At 47.2% G+C, this 24,981-nt stretch carries 26 protein-coding genes, 2 tRNA genes, 3 pseudogenes, 1 riboswitch and 1 other annotated feature; of the genes and pseudogenes, 7 read left to right on the top strand and 24 right to left on the bottom strand.

Features of this window, described 5'->3' with window-relative positions; genetic code table 11:
• Positions 1-57: 57 nt before the first annotated feature.
• From A4V09_RS26825 to A4V09_RS13385, 19 genes are all read right to left on the bottom strand, one after another.
• Positions 58-264 (bottom strand): carbohydrate kinase family protein, encoded by a 207-nt coding sequence (locus tag A4V09_RS26825; RefSeq protein ID WP_065542786.1) that lies wholly within the window; start codon positions 262-264, stop codon positions 58-60.
• 25 nt (positions 265-289) lie between these two features.
• A complete protein-coding gene (locus A4V09_RS13300) occupies positions 290-691 on the bottom strand; it encodes a hypothetical protein (RefSeq protein ID WP_065542787.1) in 402 nt (133 codons plus the stop codon).
• A 387-nt stretch (positions 692-1,078) separates the two neighbouring features.
• Positions 1,079-2,128 (bottom strand): NAD(P)-dependent alcohol dehydrogenase, encoded by a 1,050-nt coding sequence (locus A4V09_RS13305; protein WP_065542788.1) that lies wholly within the window; start codon positions 2,126-2,128, stop codon positions 1,079-1,081.
• Positions 2,129-2,389: 261 nt separating this feature from the next.
• Complete coding sequence (locus tag A4V09_RS13310; protein WP_065542789.1) at positions 2,390-3,568, bottom strand: phosphoribosylaminoimidazolecarboxamide formyltransferase; 1,179 nt, start codon at positions 3,566-3,568, stop codon at positions 2,390-2,392.
• A 27-nt stretch (positions 3,569-3,595) separates the two neighbouring features.
• The gene (locus tag A4V09_RS13315) at positions 3,596-4,309 is read right to left on the bottom strand and encodes an IMP cyclohydrolase (RefSeq protein WP_065542790.1); all 714 of its coding nucleotides are present in this window, start codon (positions 4,307-4,309) and stop codon (positions 3,596-3,598) included.
• Between the two features lie 101 nt (positions 4,310-4,410).
• A riboswitch (ZMP/ZTP riboswitch) is annotated at positions 4,411-4,489 on the bottom strand.
• A gap of 164 nt (positions 4,490-4,653) precedes the next feature.
• A complete protein-coding gene (locus A4V09_RS13320; protein ID WP_065542791.1) occupies positions 4,654-5,853 on the bottom strand; it encodes a class I SAM-dependent rRNA methyltransferase in 1,200 nt (399 codons plus the stop codon).
• Between the two features lie 19 nt (positions 5,854-5,872).
• A complete protein-coding gene (locus A4V09_RS13325; protein ID WP_065542792.1) occupies positions 5,873-6,802 on the bottom strand; it encodes a helix-turn-helix transcriptional regulator in 930 nt (309 codons plus the stop codon).
• A 104-nt stretch (positions 6,803-6,906) separates the two neighbouring features.
• Positions 6,907-7,500: a M48 family metallopeptidase gene (locus A4V09_RS13330; RefSeq protein WP_065542793.1), complete on the bottom strand. Its 594-nt coding sequence runs from the start codon at positions 7,498-7,500 to the stop codon at positions 6,907-6,909.
• Positions 7,494-8,366, bottom strand: coding sequence for a methionyl aminopeptidase (locus A4V09_RS13335; protein WP_065542794.1), 873 nt, complete (start codon positions 8,364-8,366; stop codon positions 7,494-7,496). The genes A4V09_RS13330 and A4V09_RS13335 overlap by 7 nt, the downstream gene beginning before the upstream one ends.
• Before the next feature lie 5 nt (positions 8,367-8,371).
• The gene (locus A4V09_RS13340; RefSeq protein WP_065542795.1) at positions 8,372-9,025 is read right to left on the bottom strand and encodes an SGNH/GDSL hydrolase family protein; all 654 of its coding nucleotides are present in this window, start codon (positions 9,023-9,025) and stop codon (positions 8,372-8,374) included.
• Between the two features lie 3 nt (positions 9,026-9,028).
• Entirely contained in the window at positions 9,029-9,571 is a 543-nt protein-coding gene (locus A4V09_RS13345) for a GNAT family N-acetyltransferase (protein WP_065542796.1), read from the bottom strand.
• Positions 9,568-10,071, bottom strand: coding sequence for a GNAT family N-acetyltransferase (locus A4V09_RS13350; protein WP_065542797.1), 504 nt, complete (start codon positions 10,069-10,071; stop codon positions 9,568-9,570). The genes A4V09_RS13345 and A4V09_RS13350 overlap by 4 nt, the downstream gene beginning before the upstream one ends.
• A gap of 602 nt (positions 10,072-10,673) precedes the next feature.
• Positions 10,674-11,270, bottom strand: a complete 597-nt coding sequence (rbr, locus tag A4V09_RS13355) for a rubrerythrin (RefSeq protein ID WP_065542798.1) — start codon at positions 11,268-11,270, stop codon at positions 10,674-10,676.
• Between the two features lie 78 nt (positions 11,271-11,348).
• Positions 11,349-11,948 carry a cytidylate kinase-like family protein gene (locus A4V09_RS13360; RefSeq protein ID WP_065542799.1) on the bottom strand — a complete coding sequence of 200 codons (600 nt, stop codon included), beginning with the start codon at positions 11,946-11,948 and terminating at the stop codon, positions 11,349-11,351.
• A gap of 100 nt (positions 11,949-12,048) precedes the next feature.
• The gene (locus A4V09_RS13365) at positions 12,049-13,509 is read right to left on the bottom strand and encodes an FAD-dependent oxidoreductase (RefSeq protein WP_065544773.1); all 1,461 of its coding nucleotides are present in this window, start codon (positions 13,507-13,509) and stop codon (positions 12,049-12,051) included.
• Positions 13,510-13,758: 249 nt separating this feature from the next.
• Positions 13,759-14,193, bottom strand: a complete 435-nt coding sequence (locus tag A4V09_RS13370; protein WP_065542800.1) for an MOSC domain-containing protein — start codon at positions 14,191-14,193, stop codon at positions 13,759-13,761.
• A 5-nt stretch (positions 14,194-14,198) separates the two neighbouring features.
• Positions 14,199-15,179: a GTP 3',8-cyclase MoaA gene (gene moaA / locus A4V09_RS13375; RefSeq protein ID WP_065542801.1), complete on the bottom strand. Its 981-nt coding sequence runs from the start codon at positions 15,177-15,179 to the stop codon at positions 14,199-14,201.
• A 116-nt stretch (positions 15,180-15,295) separates the two neighbouring features.
• On the bottom strand, positions 15,296-15,835 hold the full coding sequence (locus A4V09_RS13380) for a rubrerythrin family protein (RefSeq protein WP_065542802.1): 540 nt from the start codon (positions 15,833-15,835) through the stop codon (positions 15,296-15,298).
• A 45-nt stretch (positions 15,836-15,880) separates the two neighbouring features.
• Positions 15,881-16,216, bottom strand: a complete 336-nt coding sequence (locus A4V09_RS13385) for an MmcQ/YjbR family DNA-binding protein (RefSeq protein ID WP_065542803.1) — start codon at positions 16,214-16,216, stop codon at positions 15,881-15,883.
• Positions 16,217-16,375: 159 nt separating this feature from the next.
• Positions 16,376-16,638 (top strand) — a binding site (T-box leader).
• A 64-nt stretch (positions 16,639-16,702) separates the two neighbouring features.
• On the opposite strand from A4V09_RS13385, the gene ilvB reads away from it, so the two are divergent.
• Both ilvB and ilvN read left to right on the top strand, forming a co-directional pair.
• Positions 16,703-18,427, top strand: coding sequence for a biosynthetic-type acetolactate synthase large subunit (gene ilvB / locus A4V09_RS13390; RefSeq protein WP_065542804.1), 1,725 nt, complete (start codon positions 16,703-16,705; stop codon positions 18,425-18,427).
• Between the two features lie 12 nt (positions 18,428-18,439).
• Positions 18,440-18,937: an acetolactate synthase small subunit gene (gene ilvN / locus A4V09_RS13395; RefSeq protein WP_065542805.1), complete on the top strand. Its 498-nt coding sequence runs from the start codon at positions 18,440-18,442 to the stop codon at positions 18,935-18,937.
• Between the two features lie 53 nt (positions 18,938-18,990).
• Here ilvN and A4V09_RS13400 read toward each other — a convergent pair whose 3' ends face one another.
• The 4 genes and pseudogenes from A4V09_RS13400 to A4V09_RS26475 all read right to left on the bottom strand — a co-directional run.
• Positions 18,991-21,285 (bottom strand): sensor domain-containing diguanylate cyclase, encoded by a 2,295-nt coding sequence (locus A4V09_RS13400; RefSeq protein WP_242963830.1) that lies wholly within the window; start codon positions 21,283-21,285, stop codon positions 18,991-18,993.
• Positions 21,286-21,421: 136 nt separating this feature from the next.
• Entirely contained in the window at positions 21,422-21,616 is a 195-nt protein-coding gene (locus A4V09_RS13405; protein ID WP_065542807.1) for a hypothetical protein, read from the bottom strand.
• A gap of 100 nt (positions 21,617-21,716) precedes the next feature.
• Positions 21,717-22,152 (bottom strand): annotated as a pseudogene (locus A4V09_RS26470) (peptide deformylase).
• A 123-nt stretch (positions 22,153-22,275) separates the two neighbouring features.
• Positions 22,276-22,386: pseudogene (locus A4V09_RS26475) on the bottom strand (helix-turn-helix transcriptional regulator); the annotation flags it as partial.
• 201 nt (positions 22,387-22,587) lie between these two features.
• Here A4V09_RS26475 and A4V09_RS13420 point away from each other — a divergent pair.
• The 3 genes from A4V09_RS13420 to A4V09_RS24485 all read left to right on the top strand — a co-directional run bounded on the left by A4V09_RS13420 (position 22,588) and on the right by A4V09_RS24485 (position 23,305).
• Positions 22,588-22,669 (top strand) — tRNA-Tyr (locus tag A4V09_RS13420).
• Between the two features lie 36 nt (positions 22,670-22,705).
• A tRNA-Leu gene (locus tag A4V09_RS13425) sits at positions 22,706-22,791 on the top strand.
• Positions 22,792-23,128: 337 nt separating this feature from the next.
• Positions 23,129-23,305 (top strand): hypothetical protein, encoded by a 177-nt coding sequence (locus A4V09_RS24485; RefSeq protein ID WP_198168540.1) that lies wholly within the window; start codon positions 23,129-23,131, stop codon positions 23,303-23,305.
• Here A4V09_RS24485 and A4V09_RS26065 read toward each other — a convergent pair.
• A pseudogene (locus A4V09_RS26065) lies at positions 23,302-23,639 on the bottom strand (cysteine-rich VLP domain-containing protein). The gene A4V09_RS24485 and the pseudogene A4V09_RS26065 overlap by 4 nt on opposite strands.
• A gap of 200 nt (positions 23,640-23,839) precedes the next feature.
• On the opposite strand from A4V09_RS26065, the gene A4V09_RS13435 reads away from it, so the two are divergent.
• Together A4V09_RS13435 and A4V09_RS13440 are read left to right on the top strand one after the other, a co-directional pair.
• On the top strand, positions 23,840-23,920 hold the full coding sequence (locus A4V09_RS13435; protein ID WP_508297277.1) for a hypothetical protein: 81 nt from the start codon (positions 23,840-23,842) through the stop codon (positions 23,918-23,920).
• Positions 23,921-24,113: 193 nt separating this feature from the next.
• Positions 24,114-24,980 (top strand): AraC family transcriptional regulator, encoded by an 867-nt coding sequence (locus A4V09_RS13440; RefSeq protein ID WP_065542808.1) that lies wholly within the window; start codon positions 24,114-24,116, stop codon positions 24,978-24,980.
• Position 24,981: the final 1 nt, after the last annotated feature.

Here is a 24,981-nt window from a genome sequence, read left to right on the forward strand (position 1 = left end):
ATGCTCCATTCTGTTTCGGCTATGCTTTTTATGACCCCCTTTGTCACCCCTGACCCCCTATTGGATTTGGCTGGCGAACTGCAGCAACTGATCTTCATATACATATTTTGTCAGACATCCCACTCCCTGTACACATGTACCTCCTGTCACATTTCCAAAACGGATACACTGCTCCACGGGATAATCATGAAATAATCCATAAATAAAACCACTTAAAAATGCATCCCCGGCTCCAGTGGCATCTACAGCCTCCACATTTTTCATAGAAGGAATGACAGAAATGCCGTCTTTATTTTTCAGAAGACATCCATCCCGGTCCAGTAATGATCACATCATTGAAAAATTCTGACAGCCTTTCTGCTGCATTTTCTATTGTGATCTCACCTGTGATCTTCAATGCCTCTTTCTGATTGGGGACATAGTAATCGGCAATCTGCAAATATTCTCTGTATTTATCAATGGACAGGTCATCGCTCCACCCCGTATCGAACACCTGCAAAGTCCCTTCCCGATGTAGTTTTTGATAAACATCTAAAAAACCTTCATGCATATCCACCACTTTTGCCCCGCTTAAACTTTCATATACCTGTTCAAGAACTCCGGCAGTGATCTCTACCTCGTCCCTGTATGAAACAAAACTCCTGTCATGTTCCCAAACCATTGTGGAGGAAAGTACCACGGGCCGCAACATCTCGTATTGTTGCTGCCATCCTATCAGTCCTCTCCCATTTTTTAGTCAATATAAACTATTATTTGTTTTTATCAGCTTTTTTCTGGTCAATTTAACAATAAATCTCACATTAAAAAAAGTCAACGCAGTTTCATGTGTTTCACATTTGTTTCATTGTTTTCCTGTCTTTCTCATAATAGTATCTATAACTGCAGACAATAATACCTTTGATATTGCATCCACCCGGAATTCCACATATCACCATTTTTTCCTTACATGCAAAAAAGACAACCGAACACCTCTATATGAGGCATCCGATCATCTTTTTTATCATTCCATCTTTGCTTATAAAATAGGTGAGTAGTGCTTCTCCTTACCATACAAAGGCAGTAAAGCTGCAGTCAAGAGTTACTCATGGATCTTAATAACTGCCTTTACAATATCCGCCTTATTCTTCATAGAGAACTCCATAGCCTTATCCGCTTCAGTAAGCGGGAATTCATCTGTCACGATCCCCTTCAGATCGATCTTGCCGTCCGCAACAGCCTGGATCGCCATAGGATAAATATGACGGTAACGGAACACTGTCTTGAAGGTCAGTTCCTTATCAAGAGCGATACTCATAGGCAGGGTCACTTCCCCTGTCTTACTGTATCCCACAAATACAATAGTGGAGCCTTTTCTTGCCATGAGGATGGCCTGTCTGGAGGTCACTTCCGCACCGGCAGTCTCAATCACCAGATCCGTTCCCCTGCCGCCGGTCAGCTCTTTTACTCTCTCCACAACATCCTCTTTCATGCCGTTGATGACGCCTGTGGCGCCCAGTTCCATGGCTTTTTCCAGACGTTTGTCCATCACGTCCACCACGTAAACTTCACTGACACCTCTGGCCTTTAATGCCATCATGGAGACAAGGCCGATACAGCCTGCGCCCATAACAACAGCCTTCTGTCCCAGATGGGCATCTCCCTGGATCGCAGCGTGGAATCCGACTGCCAAAGGCTCAATGAGAGCACCCTCCAGAGTACTGACATTGTCCGGCAGCTTAAAGCAGAGATTCGCCTCATGTGCCACGTATTCCTGGAACACGCCGTCAACCGGCGGAGTTGCAAAGAATACCACATCCGGGCAGAGATTATACTTGCCCTCTTTACAGAATTCGCACTGTCCGCAGGTCTTTCCCGGCTCCAAAGCCACACGGTCACCAACCTGCAGATGCTTTACCTCTCTGCCCACTTCCACTACAACGCCGCCCGGCTCATGGCCCAGTACGAACGGTGGTTTTACCACATAATCCCCGATAGCCCCTGTCTCATAATAATGCAGGTCCGAACCGCAGATTCCCACATAATCCAGCTTTACCAAAACTTCGTCGTCCTTTGGCTGCGGGATGGGTCTTTCTTCAAAATCCATCTTCTGGATATCCGTCATTATTGCTACTTTCATCATGCCTTCCATCTCTTGTTTTCCTCCTCTTGTGATTGTGCATTATGTGACTTCATTATAAGTCAGAACCGTATAGACTACAAGTGAAATTCATGTCTTTTTCCTTCAAATTTCTTTGATTTTTCCCATATCCCAGCGCTGTCTTGAACACTTGCATATTCACAGTCATACCGCTGCCAGATCTGCGCAAAAACCTTCACGATTAAAATAAAAAAGGCAGGGATAAAACCGAAAACCCGGTCCTATCTCTGCCCAAAGCGGAGGCGAAATTATTTAGTGATGGAACAGACGGATGCCTGTAAATGCCATCGCCATATTGTACTTATTGCAGCACTCGATCACTGCATCATCGCGTACGGAGCCGCCCGGCTCTGCGATATATTTAACGCCGCTCTTGTTAGCGCGCTCGATATTGTCTGAGAACGGGAAGAATGCATCAGAGCCTAATGTGACATCCGTCAGTTTGTCAAGCCATGCACGTTTTTCCTCACGTGTAAACACTTCCGGCTTCTCTTTGAAAATCTTTTCCCAGGCCCCATCAGCCAGAACATCCATGTATTCCTCACCGATGTAAACATCAATAGCATTATCTCTGTCAGCACGGCGGATACCGTCGATAAAAGGCAGATCCAGCACCTTCAGGCATTGTCTCAGCCACCAGTTATCAGCCTTCTGGCCTGCCAGACGGGTACAGTGTACACGTGACTGCTGGCCTGCGCCGATACCGATCGCCTGTCCGTCTTTTACAAAACAGACGGAATTAGATTGTGTATATTTCAGTGTGATCAGAGAAATCTTCAGATCCATCAGCGCGTTTGCCGGAATTTCTTTATTCTCTGTCACAATATTGGAAAGCAGCGCATCGTCAATAGAAAGCTCCTGTCTTCCCTGCTCAAATGTGATGCCGAATACTTCTTTATGTTCCAGCGGAGCCGGCTGATAATCCGGATCGATCTGAATCACATTATAATTGCCGTTTTTCTTCTGTTTCAGTATTTCCAGTGCTTCCTCTGTATATCCCGGAGCGATAACACCGTCGGAAACCTCTCTCTTGATCAGCATAGCTGTGTCTTTATCGCACACATCAGACAGGGAAATAAAGTCACCAAAAGAGGACATTCTGTCAGCGCCCCTCGCTCTTGCATAAGCACATGCCAGCGGTGATAATTCACCCATATCATCCACCCAGTAAATCTTTTTCAGCACATCTGACATGGGAATCCCAACTGCCGCACCTGCCGGTGATACATGTTTAAAAGAAGTTGCAGCCGGAAGTCCGGTAGCCTTTTTCAGTTCTTTCACCAACTGCCAGCCATTAAAAGCATCCAGAAAATTAATATATCCCGGCTTGCCGCTGAGAACTTCAATAGGAAGCCCGCTGCCGTCAGCAACATAAATTCTGGAAGGTTTCTGGTTCGGATTACATCCGTACTTTAGCGCTAATTCTTTCATATTTCTGTTCTCCTCTATGCTTCGTACTTATTTGTTTTTATTTACGATCCTTGTCTCATACTTCCCGGTTTCAATATCAATAAACCGCACAAACAGAGACACTTTATTGTCCTCATTCAGGCTCTCCCAAACATTTTTTGTAAACCCATCAATATCATTTGGAATCCCCACCAGCTTCGGTTCTCCCTCAAAGCTTGGCAGCGGATTGCCGTCATGCATATAAGTGTGGATAAAATGTCCTTCCCCGGCTGCCGGGTTCTCATAGGTGAATGTATAACGGTTACATCCCGCAGGACTTCCGTTGCTGCTCTTCAAAATAGACATGGCATAATGGTATGTGCCGTCCTCCACCTGCATAATACCGGAGATCCTCGGTGTATAGTTGGGGCCGTCCGGCTCAAACTCACGAGCCCTTAAGGACTGCTCAAAAGAGATTCCCTGTTCCATACCTTCATAGACCGTATCTGTCTGGTCACCGTTCGTTACGATCGTCTTATTGCCAATCACACGTACCGGTGCATATATGATCAAGCTGGGATCAGTCAGCTTAGACGGGTCAAATGCCTGGGTGCGGATACCCTCTCCCTCTTCCACGAACACACGGTTCCTGCTGTTCTCACTTCTGCCCATGATAAAATATGCTGTAACTGCCTTTGTACCATCCTCGGACTTACCAATAACAATTCCCCTTCCAGGGTATGCATTTTCTCTCAATTCATTCTCAAGTGATAACATTTTCATGAATTCCTTCTCCTTCTCATTTTGACCATGATCATAGCTGCCAATCCATGGGCAACTTTACCCTAATAAAACATAACAACAAAAAAAGCCCACGCTCTGAACATACTTGCCCAGACGGTCGGCTTCCTACGCTTATACTCCCTGTGGTTCATTCCACTTCCGTCAGTCATATAAGCAATTTAAACATTATCACGTAATCTTTCCCTTGTCAACGCTTTTTGACAATTTTTATCAAAAACTTCCCCATACACATTTTAATCCGCCATCCTCTACCTCTTTCGTAAACCAGCCAATACCAGGCAAGGGAAGCAAAGAGCGGTGCTTCCCCTGCCGTCCGCCTTTACCTACCCTTCACATACCTGAAAAATATAAAACTTCAAATAATAAGACTCCTCCGCCGCCCAAAGTATGGGATGATCCGCCGCCTGCGTCCGATACTCCACCTGCCGTAGTCTCTTATGCACATTCCTTGCCGCCTGCCCAATGGTCTGCGTAAACATCTCATAAGACATAAAATGCGAACAGGAGCAAGTCGCCAAAAACCCTCCATCCTTCACCAGTTTCATAGCCCGCAGATTGATCTCCCGGTACCCTTTCACCGCATTCTTAACAGAGTTGCGCGATTTCGTAAACGCCGGAGGGTCCAGGATCACCACATCGAACTTCTCCCCCTCTTTCTCCAGCTTCGGAAGCAGCTCAAACACATCTTCACATACAAATTTTACACTCCCTGAAAGCCCGTTCAGCGCAGCATTTTCTTCTGCCTGCTCCACTGCCAGTTGGGACGCGTCCACCCCTAACACGCTCTTTGCCCCTGCGATCCCCGCATTCAGCGCAAAAGAACCTGTATGTGTAAAGCAGTCCAGTACTTTTGCATCCCTGCATAATTTCTGAATGGCCCGCCGGTTATACTTCTGGTCCAGGAAAAAACCGGTCTTTTGGCCGTCCTCCACATCTACCAGATACCTCACACCATTCTCACATATCTCCACCTTGGTATCAAAAGGCTCTCCCATAAACCCCTTTACCGGTACCATCCCTTCCTGCCTTCTCACCTTTGCATCACTCCGCTCGTAAATGCCCCGGATGGCAGTACCGTCCTTTGCCATCTCTTCCTTCAAAAGCTCCAGGATCTTCCCTTTCAGTCTGTCAATCCCCAAGGCCAGTGACTGCACCACCAAAACATCGGAAAATTTATCCACAACAAGCCCCGGCAGAAAATCCGCCTCACCGAAGATCACGCGGCAGCTGCTTGTGTCCACGGTTTTCTTCCTGTATTCCCAGGCATCCCACACCCGTTTTCTCAAAAAGTCCTCATTGATCTCCTGCTCCGATCTTCTTGTCATCATACGGATCCTGATTTTGGAGTTGGTGTTGATAAATCCTCTTCCCAGGGGATAACCGTCAAAATCGTGGACCACCACCATATCCCCATTCTCAAAACTTCCCAGGATACTGGCTATCTCATTGTCATATATCCACGGACCTCCTGCCTTCAGGGAACGCCCTTCCCCCTTCTTCAGTGTCGCGATCGCCAGACTCATGTGTCTTCCTCCATTTTCTCTATTTTTTCGGTCCCAGCACAATATATGCGATTCCGCATAACAGACCCCCTACCGGGAATAAAACCCAGCTGATCTGCCAGGCATGCTGTAAAAAACTCCAGAGCAGATAAACTGCTGCCGTCACGATCATGATACAGGCCGACCATTTGGCAGCCAGCGGCATATGATCCTCCTCATCCAGTATACGCCTCTGCTCCGGAGTCAGACGTTCACGGTACAGCGGATCGTGCTCTTTGTTATATTCATCTATATTATATCTACTTTTTTCCATCCCTGTATGGACCAGCAGCATGAAGCCCGCACTGACGAGCAAAAGCATCAGAAAGCGGTAAAACGCAGAGGCTTCCACACCTGCAGGTGCGGGCATAAAGTTCTGAAGCTCATCCACCACTACACTTATGAGAATGATTCCCACTCCCGCGGCGATCCTGATGGGAAATCCCCTGTCAAACCGTTCTATCTCCTCCCCGGTGTAAAAAGGCTGTATATAGGGATGCCTTTTTGTAAAGTTAATGTGTCTGATACCCGCCACCACAAATGTCAGAACAGCCACAATAAAGAAAGGAAATATAACAATATCCTGCAGATTTCTCAAAAATCCATTCATCCCATCCAGAAGAGTGCGAAAAGAACACCCCACGATCAGGAAGCCCACGCCAAAGGTAACCGCATTGCCAAATCTTTTCATATGCTCTTCATATTTAGCGGAATCTTCCACCACTTCCGCCTGGGCATCCCCGCGCAGCAGAGTATCCATACTGCAGGAAAACAGTTCACAGAGCAGTATGATCTTTTCCATTTCCGGATAAGAGGTGCCTGCTTCCCATTTGGAAACCGTCTGTCTGGACACTTCCATCCTCTCCGCCAGCTGTTCCTGCGTGATTTCCTCCCGCTTTCTGTAATACTGCAAATTTTCTCCAAAGCTCATAATGATTTCCTCCATTTCTCAATCTTGATCTTGGAATCATTATAGGATTGCCTTCATGTAAACTCTACCAATTTCCTGTTGCTTTTGAGGAAATCCATGTAAACTTACGGTTGCGCCCCGCTGTTTAAACGGGTTTTCACGCTTTTCCACTGAGGATAGAATACATCCATATAGCCATAAAAGATCCGGTTATGCCCCCGTTCCAAAAGGTGTACCAGCTCGTGGATAACCACATATTCCAGACACTCCCTTGGATACTCCGCCAGCCAGACATTGAGCCAGATCCGCTTTTTTTCCACATTACAGGTTCCCCATCTGGTTTTCATATCCCTCAGGCGCCACTCCTCTGCATGGACTCCCACTTTCTGTTCACACTCCTGTATGACTGGGGGCAGAATTTTTTCAAGACGCATTCTGCACTCCTGTTTCTTTGCCTCCCGCTCCAGGCCTGTATATAATTCCCAGGGGGGCAGATTCTGCCCCTTTGTCTTCCGGTGTTCCTCGATCCAATCCATTCTCTCCAGGATAAATCTTCTGATATCGCTCTCCTGCATTTTAAGAGGTGCGGAAACCCGGATGCTTCCGTCCGCACTCACACGCAGATACATATTGCGTATGGCTTTTTTCGTCACCTGGATATTCATTCCGTTTTCCGTCAATTGATAAATCTTTCCCCGTTTTCCGGTTGTCTTTACCATGCCAGGACCTCCGGCCCATTCTCGGTCACAAGCACCATGATCTCCCACTGGGCAGAAGGCAGTCCATCCTCTGTATAAACGGTCCACCCGTCATCCTCGTCAATGAAAATATCACTGGTCCCCATATTTACCATAGGCTCTATGGTAAACATCAGCCCCGGTGCCATTACCATTCCGGTGCCTGTTCGGCCAATGTATCCCACCCATGGGTCTTCATGAAACTCCAGCCCAATGCCGTGTCCCCCGATCTCCTTCACCACGCTGTATCCGTTTTTCTCTGCATGTTCATGGACTGCCTGGCTCATATCCCCCAAAAATCCCCAGGGTTTTACCTGTGCCAGGCCTCTCTCCACGCATTCCTTTGTAACCTGCACAAGGCGCTCTTTCTCCTTCCCCACATCACCGATACAGAACATCCTTGAGGAATCAGAGTAATATCCGTTCAGGATCGTGGACACATCCACATTGATGATATCTCCCTCCATAAGCACAATCTCCTCAGATGGAATGCCGTGGCAGACCTGATTGTTGATGGAAGTGCAGACACTGTTCGGAAATCCCTCATAGTTAAGAGGCGCCGGAACGGCCCCCGCTTTTGTGGTGATATCATATACCCAGCGGTCAATCTCGGCTGTGGATATCCCCTCTTTGATATGTTCCGCTACATGATCCAGTATGGCAACATTGATCTCAGCGCTCTTTTTGATCCCAACGATCTGTTCCGCTGTCTTAATGATCTCACGCTTGGGCACAATCCTTCCCTGGGACTGCAGATGATTCAGCTTATCATCAAACGGCCCGTGGCATTTTTTATATTTTTTTCCGCTGCCGCACCAGCACACGTCATTTCTTCCTAAACGATTCAAATTCCTTACTTCCTTTCCCTAAGAATCTCCCTCAGTTTTTCTGTTACTGCCCCGGCAAGCGCTCTGTGCCCCTCCACATCCAAATGGACGGCATCCTGGGCGCAGGGCAGTGTCACTGCCGCGGCATCTAAAAAAGCACAGCCCTGCCGCCTGGCAGCCTCTCTGTAATAACCTGCCAGTTCCTTTGAGATCCGCACTGCCCTCTCCCCGCCGAACATGGGGGAAAATTGGTGGCTTAGGATCTCCTCTCTGATCTTCAAAGGAGAAATCAGCAAAATCTTTGGCACCGGCTCCTGTTTTTCCCGAAAATACATCTTTATGGTTTTAACCAGTTTCTCCGCACCTGCAGCCACATCAGCGGCAGTCAGGGAAAATCTCTGTTTTAGATCATTTGTCCCCAGCATCAATACCACCACATCCAGGGGACTGTGGCTTTCCAGACAGGGAATCAGGTATTTCAGTCCGTTTTTCATACCTTCAATAGGGTCTTCCCAGACGGTTGTCCTCCCATTTTGTCCTTCCTCGATGATCCGGACCCCTTCCTCCCTCAAAGCCTCCTGCACCAGACTGGTCCAGCGCACGCCCCAGGGGAAACGGTTACCGGTCACACCGTCATACCCATGGGTATTGGAATCTCCATAACATAATACATTTTTCATCTTTTATTTCTCCATTGCCTCATATTCTTCTCTTGTGATGCGAAACAGGTAATGGGGCATATGGATCCCATAGTAATACTTCACAAAGGAACCTGCCATTTTCATACCGTTTCTCTTCGCCACACTCTGGGATGCAGTGTTATTATCCCGGATGACAGAATATACCTCCTCTGCCTTTAATACCTCAAAGGCATGATCCCTGCAGGCCCTGGCCGCCTCTGTAGCGTATCCATGGTGCCAGAACTCCTTGCAGAATAAATACCCCACCTCCATCACCTGTTTTCCCTCACAGTCCTGCATGGTAAGGCCGCACTGTCCGATGAATTCTCCCGTCTCCTTTAAGATAACTGCCCATAGTCCGAAACCATACTGCCTGTAGCGCTCCAGCTGTCTTTTAAGCCAATCCCGGGCCTCCTGGTCAGTAAAGGCATGGGCATAGGCATACATAACTTCCGGGTCCTGCAGCATTTTGTTCAAAGATGCCTGGTCCTCCCAGCTCAGCTTTCTGAGCACAAGGCGCTCTGTCTTTAGTACGGTGTCTTTCATGCTTTCCTCTCCCTCTGGTATGCCATCCTCGGTGTTCCGTCTTCCATATATACCGTTCCGCAGGGAAGGAAACCGTTTTTTTCAAATACTCTCTGCATGGTTTTATTATCCTTATGTGTATCCCCCCGCATATTACTGCACCGGGTCAGACACCACTGTACACAAAAGGAAGCCACACCTTTTTTTCTCCCGGCAGAGGCGATCCGGTGCAGGAATCCATATGGCTCCTCATTTAACCAGCAGCCGTTCTCTATCTTTCGGTAATTTGGCTCTTCCCCTATATCGAACATGAAAACGCCTTCTGTTCCATCCGATGACTCACAGATGTATAAGACGCTGCGGTTCAAATCCTTTTCCACATCTTCCTGTGCCGGATAACCGTTTACCCACTGTCCGGGGTTCCCGTTTTTAGCCATGTACTCTCTTGCCTGTTCATATAAGGCCACGACTTCCTCTATATCTTCTTCCTTTGCTCTGCGAATATGAAATACTGTTTCCATTGATCCTATCTCCTTAAAGTGCACCGCAGCCAGACAGCTATCCCATCGCCATGGACGAAATGGAATTTTGCTCATGACCGGGAAGGCACTGCACAGTTACCTTTATCTGTAAAATGACTACGCACAGTATAACACGATTTTTTCTGTTTTTCCACATGACCCACACGATTTATCAAAAGTTCCTGTTGTTTAAATTCTTTATAATTTTCAGATAATAATATAATTTTCAGTATCTTTACAGTTATAAATATTTTAATTTACAAATTATCATTTTACTTCTTGACAAGCCAAAACATGACTGTTATAATAAAGCCATAAACAAAGAGAGAACAAAATAAAAACAGAAAGGACTGATACCACCGAAAACGTAAATGAACATTCATAATACAAAAGAAAGGAAGGTACGGACCACCAAGAACTTAACGATTTAACCCATAATAAAACAAGGAAGGTAAAGTCCCATGGACACATCAGTTTAAAAGAGTCATTCGGAATGTAAACTTCGGATGACTCTTTCCTATTGCTTATATTTCTTTTTATAATAGCAAAAACCCTTCAGGATGACTCCCAAAGGGTTTGAGTATATCTATTGAATCCCATCTCTAATGTGAAAACGGTGAAAGCTCCAGACGGATGAAATAGCCCTGGTCATGGGAACATACCGGACATTGTTTGGGCGCTTCTTTGCCCCAGTGGATATAACCGCATTTCAGGCAGATCCAGCCAGTCTCCACATCGGATACAAAAAGCTTCTGATCCTCCATATACTGGGCAAACTTGCCAAAACGGTCACCATGGGTTTTCTCAATATCTGCAATCATGTGGAAAGAATTAGCGATCTGCAGGAATCCTTCCTCTTTTGCTTTATCTCCGAAGTTCTTATACACGTCATCATGCTCTTCGTATTCATTGTGCTGCGCCATGCGCAGGAGCTTATCTATATCAGGAGAGATATCTACCGGATATCCGCCGTCAATCTGGATCGTTTCCCCTGCCATCTCTTTTAAATGCTGGTAAAAAATGTAGGCATGCTGACGCTCCTGGTCAGCCGTGTAGCTGAAAACAGCCTCCACCACATGCAGATGTTCTTTTTTTGCCTGAGACGCGGCAAAGGTGTAGCGGTTTCTGGCCTGGCTCTCACCTGCAAAGGCACGCATCAGGTTCTCTTTTGTTACGCTTTCTCTAAAATCTACAGACATACAATTGCCTCCTGGAATTTATTTTCCATGTTATTTTTTCCAGAAGTTTCAAATTTATACCTGCATCTTACAGCCTTCTTAAATGGTATGATAGAGGGCAGTCAGGATCTCCAGAATCTGTTCCCTGGAAAAACGGCTGCTGTCCAGACATAGATCATAGCCTTTCATGCTGCCCCACTTCTCATCCGTGTAATTGTTATAGTAATATTTTCTCTGTTTGTCTACCTTTTTGATAAGCTGCTCTGCGCCTCTTTCATCCCATACGGTCCGCGCCCGGATGGTTTTGACCCTGGACTCCATAGAAGCATAGATAAAGACACTTCTGCAGTCCGGTTTATCTCTGAGAATATAATTTGCGCACCGTCCTACGATCACGCAGTCTTCCTTCCCGGCCGCCTCCTCGATGATCTCTGTCTGTACATGGAACAGCACATCATTGAGAGGCTCATAGTGAAACTGCCGCTCCATAGCCATATTCTCATCAAAAGAATAACGCCAGGGGCTTTCCCTCTTCTCGTCTACTTCCTCCAGCTTCTCCTTCGGAAGGTTCTTTTTCTGGGCTGCAAGGGTGATCAAATCTTTATCATAATAATTGATACCCAGGTGCTCTGCCAGATCCTGCGCGATTTTTCTGCCATTGCTTCCAAATTCCCTGCCAAGTGCTATCACTTTACCCATAATATACCATCCTTCCCTATTTACATACATATATAGTTCCTGTCTTAATTATACAAAATTTTTACAACTTTTACAACTTTTTTCAGACAGAATATACCTCCTATTTCTCGCGGCTTTTCTCCGATATATCTGTCTGTGCAGGACCGTCCACACAGTGCCCCCTATAGTCAAACCGGGAACCGTGGCAGGGGCATTCAAAACATTTTTCATCCGGATTCCATTCAAGCTGGCAGCCTAAATGGGGGCATTTTGCAGACACCAGATAGACTTCGCCCTCCTCGTTCCTGTATGCCCCAACCTTTTCCCCGTCATAGTCCACAATACCCCCGTGTCCCTTTGGCAGCTCTTCCAAATCACCTCTGCCCTGTGTAAAGACCCTTCTGCTCAAATCCTTCACTGCATGTATGCTGTCCTTACAGAAGTTTCCGGCGGAAGCCTTTGGAGTAAAGCGCTGCGGGGAAAAGATGCCGAAGACTTCCTCATCCTCCCCCTCACCCAGAATACTCTCTGTTATCATACACGCGGCCGCCATGGAAGAACTCATCCCCCATTTTCCAAATCCTGTGGCAGTGTACCAGCCGGGAGTCTCCGCCGAGTATCTGCCTATATACGGAATCTGGTCCATAGGCATACAATCCTGGGCTGACCATTGATACTGTACCTGACTTTCCGGAAAGAACTCCCCCGCTTTTCTTTTCAGCAGCTCGTACTTACCTCCCACACGGTTCTCTCCGGTGCGGTGGCCGCCTCCGCCAAAAAGCAGGTACTCCCCGGCACTTCTGAAGGACCATGCATGGGCATTGTCTGTGCCCAGATACATTCCATGCAGCTTTGGTGCCTTATTCAGTCCCAGCACATAGCTGCGCTCCTGGTGCATCCGCATGAAATAATATCCCGGCACATTGAGGAATGGATAATGGCAGGCAAAGACAATTTTTTCTGCCCTGACACTCCCCTTATCCGTCACAAGTCTGTCCCCCTCTGCCTGCAGCACTCTTGTATGCTCATAGACTGTCAGCCCGCAGGCAGCGGACTGCAGAAAAAGAAGAGGGTGAAACCGGGCCTGCTCTTCAAAACGCACAGCGCCTGCCACCTCAAAAGGAAGCTCTGTATCCTTCGTAAATACAGCATCAATCCCAAGGCCGGCAGCGCTTTTCGCCTCTTCTTTCAGCAGATCCGGTGTTTCCAGTGTATATAAATATGCCGGGCATCGGACAAAACCGCAGTTTATCTGCCTGTCATGTATCATTTTCTCGTACCTGCCTATGGCCTTCTGGTTTTCTGCGGCGTATTTACCTGCGGCTTCCTCCCCGTGCTTTGCTAAAAGCTTCTGATAAATCACTCCGTGCTGGGAAGTGATCTTGGCTGTTGTCTTCCCGGTCTGGCCGCCCCCGACCCTGTCCGCTTCCAGCACCACCACCTGCATTCCCTGTTCCGAAAGAAAATGCGCAGTCAGTATTCCGGTCATCCCTCCGCCCACTACAGCCACATCTGCTGTAATATCCTTTGTCAGCTCCGGAAAACTCTGTATCTTTGTCTCATCCATCCATAAACTTGTCATAGCTGCCTCCATTATCTGTATCTCTGTAATTATCCTGTCTCTTCCCTGCTGCAGAATATGCAGCTGGGAAGGTACGGAACCATTGCCATATTTCTTTTCATAGAATGCACCTAATGCTTCCTGGATATACAAAAACTGCCGGTTTCTAACAGAGGGATTGAATGCCGTACAAAAAACAGAGACCACGTTTTGCGCGGTCCCTGCCATATTTCGGCACAAAGCTCTGTGCCGTTCTCTCTCTGCCTTTTGTCAGTCTTTAAGGATCACCAGTTCATCCCCCACCTTAATCCTTCCGCCGTGAAGGACCCTGGTAAACACACCCTCTCTGGGCATAATACAGTCACCCATCTTCTGGAAGATCTCACAGCCGTGATGGCATTCCTTCCCAATCTGTGTCAGCTCCAGCACCACATCGTTACAGCGAAATCTTGTCCCAAGGGGCAGGTTCTTAAAATCAAATCCGCTGACGACCAGATTCTCTCCGAAGGCACCGTCCGCCACCTCTGCTCCCCGGTTCCTGAAATCCTCTATCTTTTCATAGCTCAGAAGGCTTACCTGGCGATGCCATTTTCCTGCGTGGGCATCTTTTTCAATGCCGAAATCCTCTATAAAATTGGCCTCCTGAATATTTTTTTTCTGTGTTCCTTTTTTTTCACTGATACAGACAGCCAGTACCTTTCCCATTTTGTTCATCCTCCGATCTCAGACATCTTTTTGTTCTCCAGCCCTTCCTCCTGCTTCTCTAAAAAGCGGTGGCTTCCGGGCTTCTCAAATATGGTCTTTTCCATAACGGCTCCGATCTGCGCGTCTGAGCTTCCGTCCCTTAACAGACTGCGCATATCCGCCCCATGTGAAAACTGCAGACATGGTTTTAAAAATCCCTCTGCCGTAAGCCTGACCCGGTTGCAGTCACCGCAGAATTTGTGGGATATGGCGCTTATGAAGCCTATTTTCCCCTTAAACCCATCCAGCTGTATATATGTACTGGGACCGTTGCCGAATCTGCCGCTTAAGGATACTGCTTTGCCGTAAGCCTCCTCCAGCAGATGCCGGACATGGTCCTCGGTCTCCTCTCCGCAGTATTGCCGTCCATACCCAATAGGCATCATTTCAATGAAACGCACATCCACGGGTCTGTCCTTTGCCAGACCTGCAATGGGTATCCACTGGTCCTCATTTACGCCATGCAGCAGGACACAGTTTACCTTTACACGCACATTCGGAAACTGCAGAGCCTTATCCATTGCTTCCAAAACCTTGTCAAGCCCTTTTCTCCTGGTGATCTTTTCAAACATCTCCTGAGAGAGCGCATCCAAGCTGATATTTACCGCATCTGTTCCGGCTTCCGCCAAATCCTGCATCTGGTCTCCCAGCAGGATTCCATTGGTGGTCAGGGTTACATTATTGATTCCCGGTATGTTTTTTACCATTCTCACCAGCTCAGCCGCATTTTTTCTCACCAGAGGCTCTCCGCCGGTAATCTTCACCTTACTGATACCCTTTCCCGCTAAAATGCGGCACAGCCTGGTAATTTCATCATAGGTCAGAATATCGCTGTGCTCCACCTGTTCGATGCCGCCCTCCGGCATGCAGTACATGCAGCGCAGGTTGCAGCGGTCTGTAATGGAGATGCGGATATATTCGATATTCCGTCTGTACTGATCCAACATAATTTTATCTTCCTGTTTTCTTGATTTATCTACAGTATACCTCAAAATTACCGAAATTGCACCTGTTACTTTACCTAATCATGACATTTTACACAAAATACCAACAGGTCTGTCCTTTAATAATCTTCGCAGTTCAGTTTAAAATACCCCTGGGGGCAGCCGCATACAGGACATCTGATGGGCGCACAGTCCCCATAAGCAATATGGCCGCAGTTCATACAGATCCATACCATTTCACGTTCTTTGCAGAACACGCGGTTTGTCAGAATATCCTGGGTCAACTGCTCAAAACGGAAATCATGATGCCGCTCGATCTCCCCTACCTCTCTGAAAAGCCTGGCTACCCCTTTAAAGCCCTCTTCCTCTGCTTTTTTCGCAAAGCTTTCATACATTTCCGACCATTCTTTTTTCTCACAATCATGGGCTTCTTCCAGATTTCTGCTGGTCTCCGGCATTCTTCCGCCGTTTAAGACATTCTGCCATATCTCGGCGTGATGCATCTCATTAAATGATGTCTCCTCAAAGATCCCTCCGATATGCATATAGCCTTCATTTCTGGCCTGCTTCGCATAGATCCGGTATTTTCCGCAGGCCTGCAGTTCTCCTTTGTAGGCCGTTATAAGATTCTTAAAGGTTTCACTCTCTCTTAATTCCATCTTTTCTCCGAATTCCGGCTTTATAATATTCTATGTACAGCAGCCTCATTTCTTTCCTCTCACCAGGTCATAACTTTCATCTATCATCCTGCAAATTTCTTCCTCCGGCACGGAACCGTCCAAAATGACAGAATTCCAGTGTTCTTTATTCAGGTGATAAGCAGGAAGTACCGATGCGTATGCTGTGCGCCAGAAATCCCGCCACTGAGGGTCTGTTTTCAGATTCACCCAGATATTTCCCTCCCGCTCAAAAATCCATGCAAATATCTTCCGGCTGCCCTTCATCCGGATAACTGTCCAGTTCCTGTCATGAAAAGGATAGTCCTCAAATACTTCCGGCATTTTCAGGCAATAGGAAACCGCTTCCTCTCTGGTTCTCATATGGACCTCCTCTCTTTTCTCCTAGAGTGTGTAGGAATGAATTTTCCGATACACTCTAGTATACAGGAATCCCCGTATGCCGTCAAATTGTTCATTTTTCACCCATTGACAGAATTCCATTTGTGTGTTATGCTATAAAACAATTAAAAAAGCATTTAGATAAATGCGGTGACGGGGAGGAGTACATACCCAGCCGGCTTTCAGAGAGAAGATGTTTGGTGTGAATCTTCAGCTAGGAAGTATGGAAGTAGCCCCTGAGCAGTGAGCCGAACAGAGACAGGATATCTCTTAGTAGACCTCAACGTCCCTTTCCCACGTTACAGGGAAAACAGTATCGATATCCTTACGATCATCTGTACTGGCAAAGCGCAGGATTTTTCCTGAAATCAGGTGGTACCACGGATGACTTATCCGCCCTGAACTGAATTCTCAGTTCAGGGCGTTTTTCATTGTATAAGGACCATCTAAGAATGTTTAAAGGAGGATTTGTCCATGACAGGAAATGAATTATTCGTAAAAGCACTGCAGAAAGAAGGCATTGATTATCTCTTCGCATACCCAGGCGGTTATGCCATCGACATCTTTGATGAGCTGTACAAACAGGATTCCATCCAGGTGATACTCCCCCGCCACGAGCAGGGCTTGATCCACGCCGCGGACGGCTATGCCAGAGCTACCGGACGCACCGGTGTCTGTCTGGTAACCAGCGGCCCCGGAGCCACCAACCTGGTCACCGGTATCGCTACCGCCAACTACGACAGTGTCCCCCTGGTATGCTTCACCGGCCAGGTTCCCACAAACCTCATCGGAAATGACGCGTTCCAGGAGGTTGACATTGTGGGGATCACCCGCGGTATCTGCAAATATGCCGTGACTGTGCGCGACCGCAAAGACCTGGGACGCATCATCAAAGAAGCCTTCTATATTGCCAACTCCGGCAAGAAGGGACCTGTTCTGATCGATCTTCCAAAGGATATCATGCTGCAGGAAGGGGATGAACAGTATCCCAAGGAAGTTCACATCCGCGGCTACAAACCCAGCAGCGGCGTGCACATGGGACAGTTAAAAAAAGCCATGACTATGATGAAAGAAGCGAAAAAGCCTCTGTTTCTCATGGGTGGAGGAGTGAATATCGGAAGGGCAAATGAAACAGCACTGGCGCTTGCGGAGACTACCAGGATTCCGGTCATCACCACCATTATGGGAAAAGGCTCCATCCCTACCGGCCACGAACTCTATGTGGGCAATGTGGGAATGCACGGCTGCTATGCCGCTAACCGTGCCATCAGTGAATGTGACCTGCTATTCTCCATCGGTACCCGTTTTAATGACCGTATCACAGGAAAGATAGATGAGTTTGCCAAGAACGCCAAGATTGTCCATGTGGACATTGACGCGGCCTCCATCTCCAGGAACATTCAGGTAGATATCCCCATTGTGGCAGACGCTAAGGATGCCATGGAAGCCATGCTGAAACATATCAAGTGCTGCGAGCATAAAGAATGGCTGGATGAAATCGCTGACTGGAAGAATGCCCATCCTCTGGACATGGACCAGAATAAAGGCATCACACCTCAGAAGATCGTACAGTGCATCAACGAACAGTTTGAGGAGGGCATCTTTGTCACAGACGTAGGCCAGCATCAGATGTGGGTGACACAGTATCTGGAAATGGACGAAAAGAAACAGCTCCTCACCTCCGGCGGCCTGGGCACCATGGGGTACGGATTCCCCGCATCTCTGGGAGCTAAATTTGCATATCCCGGAAAGCCTGTGGTGTGCGTTTCCGGCGACGGGGGGATGCAGATGAACATCCAGGAGATGGCAACTGCCGTTGCCTACGGCCTCCCGGTCATCATCTGTATATTCAACAACAGCTATCTTGGCATGGTGCGCCAGTGGCAGCAGCTTTTCTATGATAAACGCTACTCCTCCACCTGTACACGCCGCAGAAAGACCTGCAGCGCCAACTGCAAAGGCCCCGGAAAGAACTGCCCGGAATACACTCCCAACTTTGTGAAGCTGGCAGAGAGCTATGGCGCATACGGTATGCGTGTGGAGAAAGAGGAAGATATGGCCGGAGCCTTCCAGTTTGCAAAGGGCAACACTGACGCCCCCACCATTCTGGAATTTATCATTGACAGCGATGAACTGGTTCTGCCCATGGTACAGGGCGGAAAACCGCTGCATAACATGATTTTGGACTGCTAGGAGGAGAAGAATATGAAGAAAAGATGGATTTCCTTATATGTAGAAAATGAAGTAGGTGTGCTGGCGAAGATTGCCGGACTGTTCTCCGGAAAATCATACAACCTTACAAGCCTGACCGTTGGCACCACGGAGGACCCCACCATTTCCCGCATGACCATCAGTGTGGAGAGTGATGACTCCACCTTTGAGCAGATTAAAAAACAATTAAACCGCTGTGTGGAGGTCATTGAGGTGATCGACTTCACCAATTCCCGCATCCACAGGAAAGAAGTTCTGTACATTAAGATCAAGGACTGCGACGAAACGGTAAAGACAGAGGTGTTCCGCATCGCAACCATCTTCCATCTGGCTGTGGTGGACTACGGCAAGACAGAAATGCTGCTGGAGAGCCTCCAGACAGAAAAGCGGAATGATGAAATCATTTCCTACTTCTCCGGTTACTTTAAAAATATTGAGGTAGTGCGGGGAGGCAGTGTGGCGATCAAAGGCGTGAGCATTCAGGACAAATAGATCAAAGATAAAAAGAGGCAGCTATGCTTAACCGCAGCATGGCTGCCTCTACTCTATTGCTCATTTCCGTCCTCCGGGCATTCCCGGTCATCCCCCGCCTCTTTTTTCAAATCCGTTATATCATGGCAGGTAAGGAGCACCACCTGCTCCCCTTTCCATTTTATAAAGCAGGCATCCGCAGATGTCCAAACCTGTAGAAACGGATTGTAAACCTGCCGCACACACCTGGGATGGTCACTGTCCATATCCTTTATGGGACAGAATTCACAGGGCGTCTCCCGGTGGAAGAATGCTTTGTGACAGGTATTTCCCAGCTTTGCATCCGGTACCCACTCCCTGGTCTTACGGTTGATATAAAGCATTTTCCTTGTTTCCGGATGCACCACATACACCCAGGAACTTTGATTGTCAAGAATGGCTTCCAGGGATGCCGCATTCTGGATCGCTTTATCCTGTGCCCGGAGCTTCAGCAGGAAGGTACTCAGTATTTCCGCAATGAATACCAGCGTATTCACCTGCTCCCGGGTCCAGTAGCGGTTCACACGGCACTCATCAAATCCCACAAATCCCTTGTACTGCCCTTTGTCATAAATGGCGCACTGCAGCATGGACTTAATCCCCTGCGGCTCCAGGGTTTCCCGCTGCTGGGGTGTCAGTGCGTCAATGTCACGGCAGTAGAACACACCACTCTCATTAAAATTGCTGTGATAACTGCCTTCCAGATCATTGGCATACAATACATGCTGAAGATTTCCTATCTCCGGTCTTACGCCCTCGTTACACCATTCGTATGTGTTAGTACAATAATTCGGGTCTTCCTCATCCTCAAATATGTAAACACGGCTCACATCAAACTGGCGCCCCACCACCTCCAGAATGGCATTGACCGCAGTGTCCAGATTGGAGGATTTGTACAGGATCCGGAACACATACTCAAACAGGCGCAGTTCCACATTGTTCTCTGTCTCCTCGTCCGAATCTATCCGGGTATTGGCTGCGCTGCAGGGCTGTACGGGAAACGCCTCTGCCAGCTGCTTTGCGTCCGCTATGCAGTATCTCCCTTTCCCCAGCTTCTTGGCCCGGTACAATGCCTGGTCCGCCCGCTGAAAAAGCTCATTGTATGTTTTCCCGCAATCCGGAAAGATCGCTATGCCAATACTGCAGGAAAGCTCCACTTCCGTAAGTTCCTGCACTGCCATTTCCCCTATCGCCTTCATTACCTGGACTGCTTTTTGTTCCGCAAGGGCAGCATCCGGTATGTGACCGAGAAATACCAGGAATTCATCTCCGCCTACCCGCCCCACAATATCCTCACTGCGGAATTGCTTCTGAATGGTGTGGGCAACCTCCGTAAGCAGGGCATCACCAAAAAGGTGTCCCATGGTGTCGTTCATATGCTTGAAGTTATCCAGGTCAAGTATCATCAGCGCCGCCCTCTTGCCCGGTACACCATTAGCCAGTATGGCCTGGACAGACTCCTGGCTGGTTCCCTTATTATATAATTTTGTCAGCATGTCGCGCTGCGCGCGTTCTATTAGGTTCTGAGCCTTTTTCTTTTCCGCGTCGATATCCAGGATAGCCCCTACTGCCCGCACTGCCCGTCCCGTTTTATCTGTCAGACCTGTAATCCGTATCCGGCACCAGACAGCCTTCTGCTTTCCGTTTACAATACGGATCTCCTCCTCGGCGTAATGTTCCCCCTTTTGGATGCGCGAAAGAAGCTTTGCAATAAGAGGCTGGTCCTCAGGCAGAATATAGGGTGCCTGCCAAAAAAGGCGGCTGACGTGCTGTGTAACCGGGGAACAACCGAACTTTTTCTCCCAATTGCCGGAAAATACCATAGCATCAGCCTGGATGTCCCATTCAAAAAGGATATCTGTGGTCTGGTCCATAATGATCTGATGCCGCTCCAGGGACAGGCGCAGTTTTTCTTCAAGCTCCTTACTCCGGGTCACATCTACAAGCACACAGCAGAAATACCGGTTCCCCTTGTCATCATGGAGCAGATGCCCCTTGTCCAGAACCCATATGGTACTTCCGTCCTTGCAGGTCATCCGGTATTCCAGTTCTTTATCCGGACCGAGAGCCATCTGTCTCTGCACCTCCGCTAAGGTACTCTCCCGGTCCCTTCTGTCTATCAGTTCCCAAAAACTGTTCTGAAACTTTTCTTCTACCTCCTGCTGTGTATAACCCAGCATGGAGAGAAATCCCTTATTCATCTGCAATAGAGTCAGTTTCTCATCATAGCGGCAGGAAAACATGCCGCCCGGAATATTATCACTCAATATCTGCAGGTCATTACTGCCCGCTTTCTTTGGCAGTGACATTTTATGCTCTTCATTTTTCATATTGCCCATATGGCTCCTATTTTTTGTTCCCTGGCTTTCTTTTATCCGAAATCACAGAAACTTACGATTCATTTTCTATCATTCTATCAAATACTCTGTATTTATGCAAGGAACAAAAAGAGGAAAAAGCACATAATCACATCCAGCCGCAAACCCACGCCACTGGGCATACCACAACAGAAGCAAGCGCATAAACAGCGCCCAGAATAAATGCCGGTATGCCGATAAAAGTACAGAGCAGGGATATACACGGATGCCTCCTGGCAAAATGAGCCGCCGTGGCGTCAAACCTGTTTTCCGCTCTTTGCATTGACTCTCTGATATGTGTCATAACGGTCCCTCCTATGGCATCTATCCTATCACCAGCCGTATTAAAACGGTAAAAGTGATACAGAAAAGAAATAAAAATGCCATTAAAAAGGACTTGTTGATCACTCTGTATCCTTGACTGCCTTATCCAGAAAAACCACACCGTCCAAATGCTCCAGCTCGTGGCAAAAACACTTAGCCATCTCATCTTCCCCTGTCAGGATGATCTCCTCCCCATTTTCATTGACTGCCCGAATGGTAACACGCTGTGGACGGATAGTCTTTACAAAACGGTTCGGAAAGCTCAGGCATCCTTCTATGCATTCCTGAACCCTGCGGATCGATCAGCTTCAGCGTATGGTCGAGGTAAACAATGACCACCAACCTTTTCAAAATCCCCACCTGGTTTGCCGTCAGTGCTGCGCTGTTTTCCGTGTGATGCAGAGTATCCATCATATCATCCAGGATCTGCCGGATCCTGCCATCAATGTTCTCCACTTCTCTGCACTGCTTCCTCAATATAGGATTCCCGTCATACCGCAGTTCTCTTATTGCCATTGCTGTCCCTCCTGCTGCTTTCCGCCCTTGACTTTCTCGGGCTGACATCAAAAAAAACACCGCCTCAATAGAGCAGGCAAAAACACACGAAATATCATAGGCAAGCCAGATTGACGGTTCAAACTTTTCTGTCTCTATGGCATTAATCGCCTGCCCAGATGTCCCCACCAGGTTTCCCAACTGTTCCTGGGTCATCCCTCTTTGCTCCCTAAATTCCCTGATTCTGTTTTTCATTGCAGTTCCCTTCTGTCATGCTGACTTTACACAAAGTATACACCTCCGCATCTGTCATGTTAACCTTACAATCATCTCAGACTAAAGTGCCCGGAGAACGATTTCCTTTCTGAACAAATGCTGAAAAAACCCTTGCAATCCGGTAAGAATCTGTTATAATGATATCGTATTAAAGAAAACTGACATTTTCATATTTATCATGGACGGTTTCCCGAGTGGCCAAAGGGGACAGACTGTAAATCTGCTGCAAATTGCTTCGGTGGTTCGAATCCACCACCGTCCATTCTTATCGGATAGGTTCGCCTATCCGATATCTTTTGCCGCAGTGGCGGAACTGGCAGACGCCCGGGACTTAAAATCCCGTGGGTAGTGATACCCGTACCGGTTCGATTCCGGTCTGCGGCAGTAGTTGAAAGTGAGAGAAACGTTGATATACAGCGTTTCTCTTTTTTGTTCAAAAACGATTTAAAAAATTCTTCTTATTGACGTTTCACAGATAGTGAAGCGTGGTTGCTGTCTCCCTATATACGGATAAACAAGCCCTGTTAGGAACCATCGCTCTGGGCACCTGCGGGGACATTAGATTTGAAAAAGTACGAACAAAAGGAATATGGGCAGCAAGTGCATGGAAGATAGCAGAGCGTAATTGTTAATGAAGTCTCATATGCCTTTCTTTACTTGTGTATTTTATAAATTACTGTTTGTAGTGGCAGTTAAGCAAATTGGAATTTGAGGTACTAAGATGAAGAAATCAAGACAAAATTATTATGGATGCTTATGTGCAGAAATGTATGAGATTTTACATGAGAAAGCACCGCAAGATGAATTAGATTTTTATCTTTCTTATGCAAAAAAAGAGGAAAAGATTTTGGAAGCCTTGTGTGCAAAGCCTTTAAATCAAGGCTTTTTTCCTGTCTAACTGTCCACAGCAGACCTCCTTTTCCGTTCACTTTCTGTTTTCTGCCGCCTGTGAACTTTGGCGGCGCAGTCGGGGCAGTATTTCCCCGGTTGGATTTTGGACGAACACACCGCCGCAGACCGCACAGCGTTTCAAGTCCCTGCCCCGGTAAATCTCCGCTTCCAGCGTCCCGGCGTGCGGCAAGACCGCCCACCGAAACCATTTACAGCAGACCGAGCATCTGCGGACAGGTGCAGGTATCCCCATCATCAAGGACAATGCAGTTACCATCCTCATAGTTACAGCACTCCCGCCGTATTAAGGCGTTGGCCTGTTTCCTCTGCGCTGGTGTCATGCGGTAGGGCGTTCCGTCCGGCCTGCGCTCCAGTGGCGGCAGGCGTTTATATGAATGGCTTCCCGCCCATTTCAATTTCGAGAAAAGAAACGCCCCAAAATCAGAAAAAGAGCGGCCAAGCACTTTAAGGGATTGGCCGCCTTGTCCACCCATTCAGCGGAAGGGCGGGCATTACGGAGCAGCTTAAAGCTACCGACCAACTGAAATGGGTTGGACTTATGAATATGGTCAAGGCACAGGTGGAGGATATCTTCTTTAATGAACTGATATATTGTGATTAGAGTAATGCAAGAACCAATCATATCAAAGGGGTACAGCAATTTTTGAATTTGCTGTACCCCTTTGGATTTCACTATTTCTTTTAATAAACAATTGATATAAAAATTTTATTATAATAGACTTTACAAAAGAGGACAAGAAAAGCGAGGAATATAAATATTTATTCATATAAGATGTGTATGAGGAGGAAAGAGCATGGAATGGTTGACAAATTTGAGCAATGCCATAGAGTATATTGAAAATAATTTGGATAAAGAAATCTCTTATGACGAAGCCGCCCGAATTGAGTGCTGCTCGACCTATTATTTTCAACGTATGTTTACCTATGTTGCAGGAATTACATTAGCTGATTATATACGCCGCCGCAGAATGTCGCAGGCTGCTTTTGAGTTGCAGCGTACAGAGAAAAAAGTGGTGGATGTTGCATTTGAATATGGGTACTCGTCCCCAACATCTTTTAACAGAGCATTTCAAAGTGTTCATGGCATTACCCCTGCTGCTGCAAAAAGCAGAGGAAGTCTATTAAATGCGTACCCACCAATCAAGTTTTCGGTTGAAGTCACAGGAGGAAGTGCTATGTCTTATCACATTGAGGACAAAGAAGAAATGCGAATTGTCGGTATCCGTACTCCATTGGTAGAGGATATGGAGGAAAACCACAGGAACGTTCCCGAATTTTGGAATAACACACTTAAAGGAGCAGGGTTTTCACAAATATGCGGTCTTTCCACAGAAGAACCAAAGGGAATTTTGGGTATTACTGTCTACGAAAATCCTCAAAACTTTTTTTACTATATTGCAGCCGCTACCGATGCCCCTGTTCCTGTGGGTATGTACGAATATAAAATCCCTGCGGCAACATGGGTGGTTTTTGAAAATGACGGACGATACAAAGAAAGCGTTCAAAGTGTTTTTAAACGTTTTTATAAAGAATGGTTATTGTTTTCCGGCTATGAATATGCAGGACTACCCGATATTGAGGTATACCCTATTTCAGACGGAAAGGCCATAAACGGTTACTCCCAAGTTTGGATTGCCGTAAAAAAAGAAAAGGAGAATTGAA

The sequence above is a fragment of the Blautia pseudococcoides genome (assembly GCF_001689125.2).
GTDB classification, from domain to species: domain Bacteria; phylum Bacillota; class Clostridia; order Lachnospirales; family Lachnospiraceae; genus Blautia; species Blautia pseudococcoides.

Excerpts from the sequence above, each read along its gene's own strand:
- A4V09_RS26825 (WP_065542786.1), bottom strand. The coding sequence starts at position 264 with ATGAAAAATGTGGAGGCTGTAGATGCCACTGGAGCCGGGGATGCATTT.
- A4V09_RS13300 (WP_065542787.1), bottom strand. The coding sequence starts at position 691 with ATGTTGCGGCCCGTGGTACTTTCCTCCACAATGGTTTGGGAACATGAC.
- A4V09_RS13305 (WP_065542788.1), bottom strand. The coding sequence starts at position 2,128 with ATGGAAGGCATGATGAAAGTAGCAATAATGACGGATATCCAGAAGATG.
- A4V09_RS13310 (WP_065542789.1), bottom strand. The coding sequence starts at position 3,568 with ATGAAAGAATTAGCGCTAAAGTACGGATGTAATCCGAACCAGAAACCT.
- A4V09_RS13315 (WP_065542790.1), bottom strand. The coding sequence starts at position 4,309 with ATGAAAATGTTATCACTTGAGAATGAATTGAGAGAAAATGCATACCCT.
- A4V09_RS13320 (WP_065542791.1), bottom strand. The coding sequence starts at position 5,853 with ATGAGTCTGGCGATCGCGACACTGAAGAAGGGGGAAGGGCGTTCCCTG.
- A4V09_RS13325 (WP_065542792.1), bottom strand. The coding sequence starts at position 6,802 with ATGAGCTTTGGAGAAAATTTGCAGTATTACAGAAAGCGGGAGGAAATC.
- A4V09_RS13330 (WP_065542793.1), bottom strand. The coding sequence starts at position 7,500 with ATGGTAAAGACAACCGGAAAACGGGGAAAGATTTATCAATTGACGGAA.
- A4V09_RS13340 (WP_065542795.1), bottom strand. The coding sequence starts at position 9,025 with ATGAAAAATGTATTATGTTATGGAGATTCCAATACCCATGGGTATGAC.
- A4V09_RS13345 (WP_065542796.1), bottom strand. The coding sequence starts at position 9,571 with ATGAAAGACACCGTACTAAAGACAGAGCGCCTTGTGCTCAGAAAGCTG.
- A4V09_RS13350 (WP_065542797.1), bottom strand. The coding sequence starts at position 10,071 with ATGGAAACAGTATTTCATATTCGCAGAGCAAAGGAAGAAGATATAGAG.
- rbr (WP_065542798.1), bottom strand. The coding sequence starts at position 11,270 with ATGTCTGTAGATTTTAGAGAAAGCGTAACAAAAGAGAACCTGATGCGT.
- A4V09_RS13360 (WP_065542799.1), bottom strand. The coding sequence starts at position 11,948 with ATGGGTAAAGTGATAGCACTTGGCAGGGAATTTGGAAGCAATGGCAGA.
- A4V09_RS13365 (WP_065544773.1), bottom strand. The coding sequence starts at position 13,509 with ATGACAAGTTTATGGATGGATGAGACAAAGATACAGAGTTTTCCGGAG.
- A4V09_RS13370 (WP_065542800.1), bottom strand. The coding sequence starts at position 14,193 with ATGGGAAAGGTACTGGCTGTCTGTATCAGTGAAAAAAAAGGAACACAG.
- moaA (WP_065542801.1), bottom strand. The coding sequence starts at position 15,179 with ATGTTGGATCAGTACAGACGGAATATCGAATATATCCGCATCTCCATT.
- A4V09_RS13380 (WP_065542802.1), bottom strand. The coding sequence starts at position 15,835 with ATGGAATTAAGAGAGAGTGAAACCTTTAAGAATCTTATAACGGCCTAC.
- A4V09_RS13385 (WP_065542803.1), bottom strand. The coding sequence starts at position 16,216 with ATGAGAACCAGAGAGGAAGCGGTTTCCTATTGCCTGAAAATGCCGGAA.
- ilvN (WP_065542805.1), top strand. The coding sequence starts at position 18,440 with ATGAAGAAAAGATGGATTTCCTTATATGTAGAAAATGAAGTAGGTGTG.
- A4V09_RS13400 (WP_242963830.1), bottom strand. The coding sequence starts at position 21,285 with ATGAAAAATGAAGAGCATAAAATGTCACTGCCAAAGAAAGCGGGCAGT.
- A4V09_RS13405 (WP_065542807.1), bottom strand. The coding sequence starts at position 21,616 with ATGACACATATCAGAGAGTCAATGCAAAGAGCGGAAAACAGGTTTGAC.
- A4V09_RS24485 (WP_198168540.1), top strand. The coding sequence starts at position 23,129 with ATGAAGAAATCAAGACAAAATTATTATGGATGCTTATGTGCAGAAATG.
- A4V09_RS13440 (WP_065542808.1), top strand. The coding sequence starts at position 24,114 with ATGGAATGGTTGACAAATTTGAGCAATGCCATAGAGTATATTGAAAAT.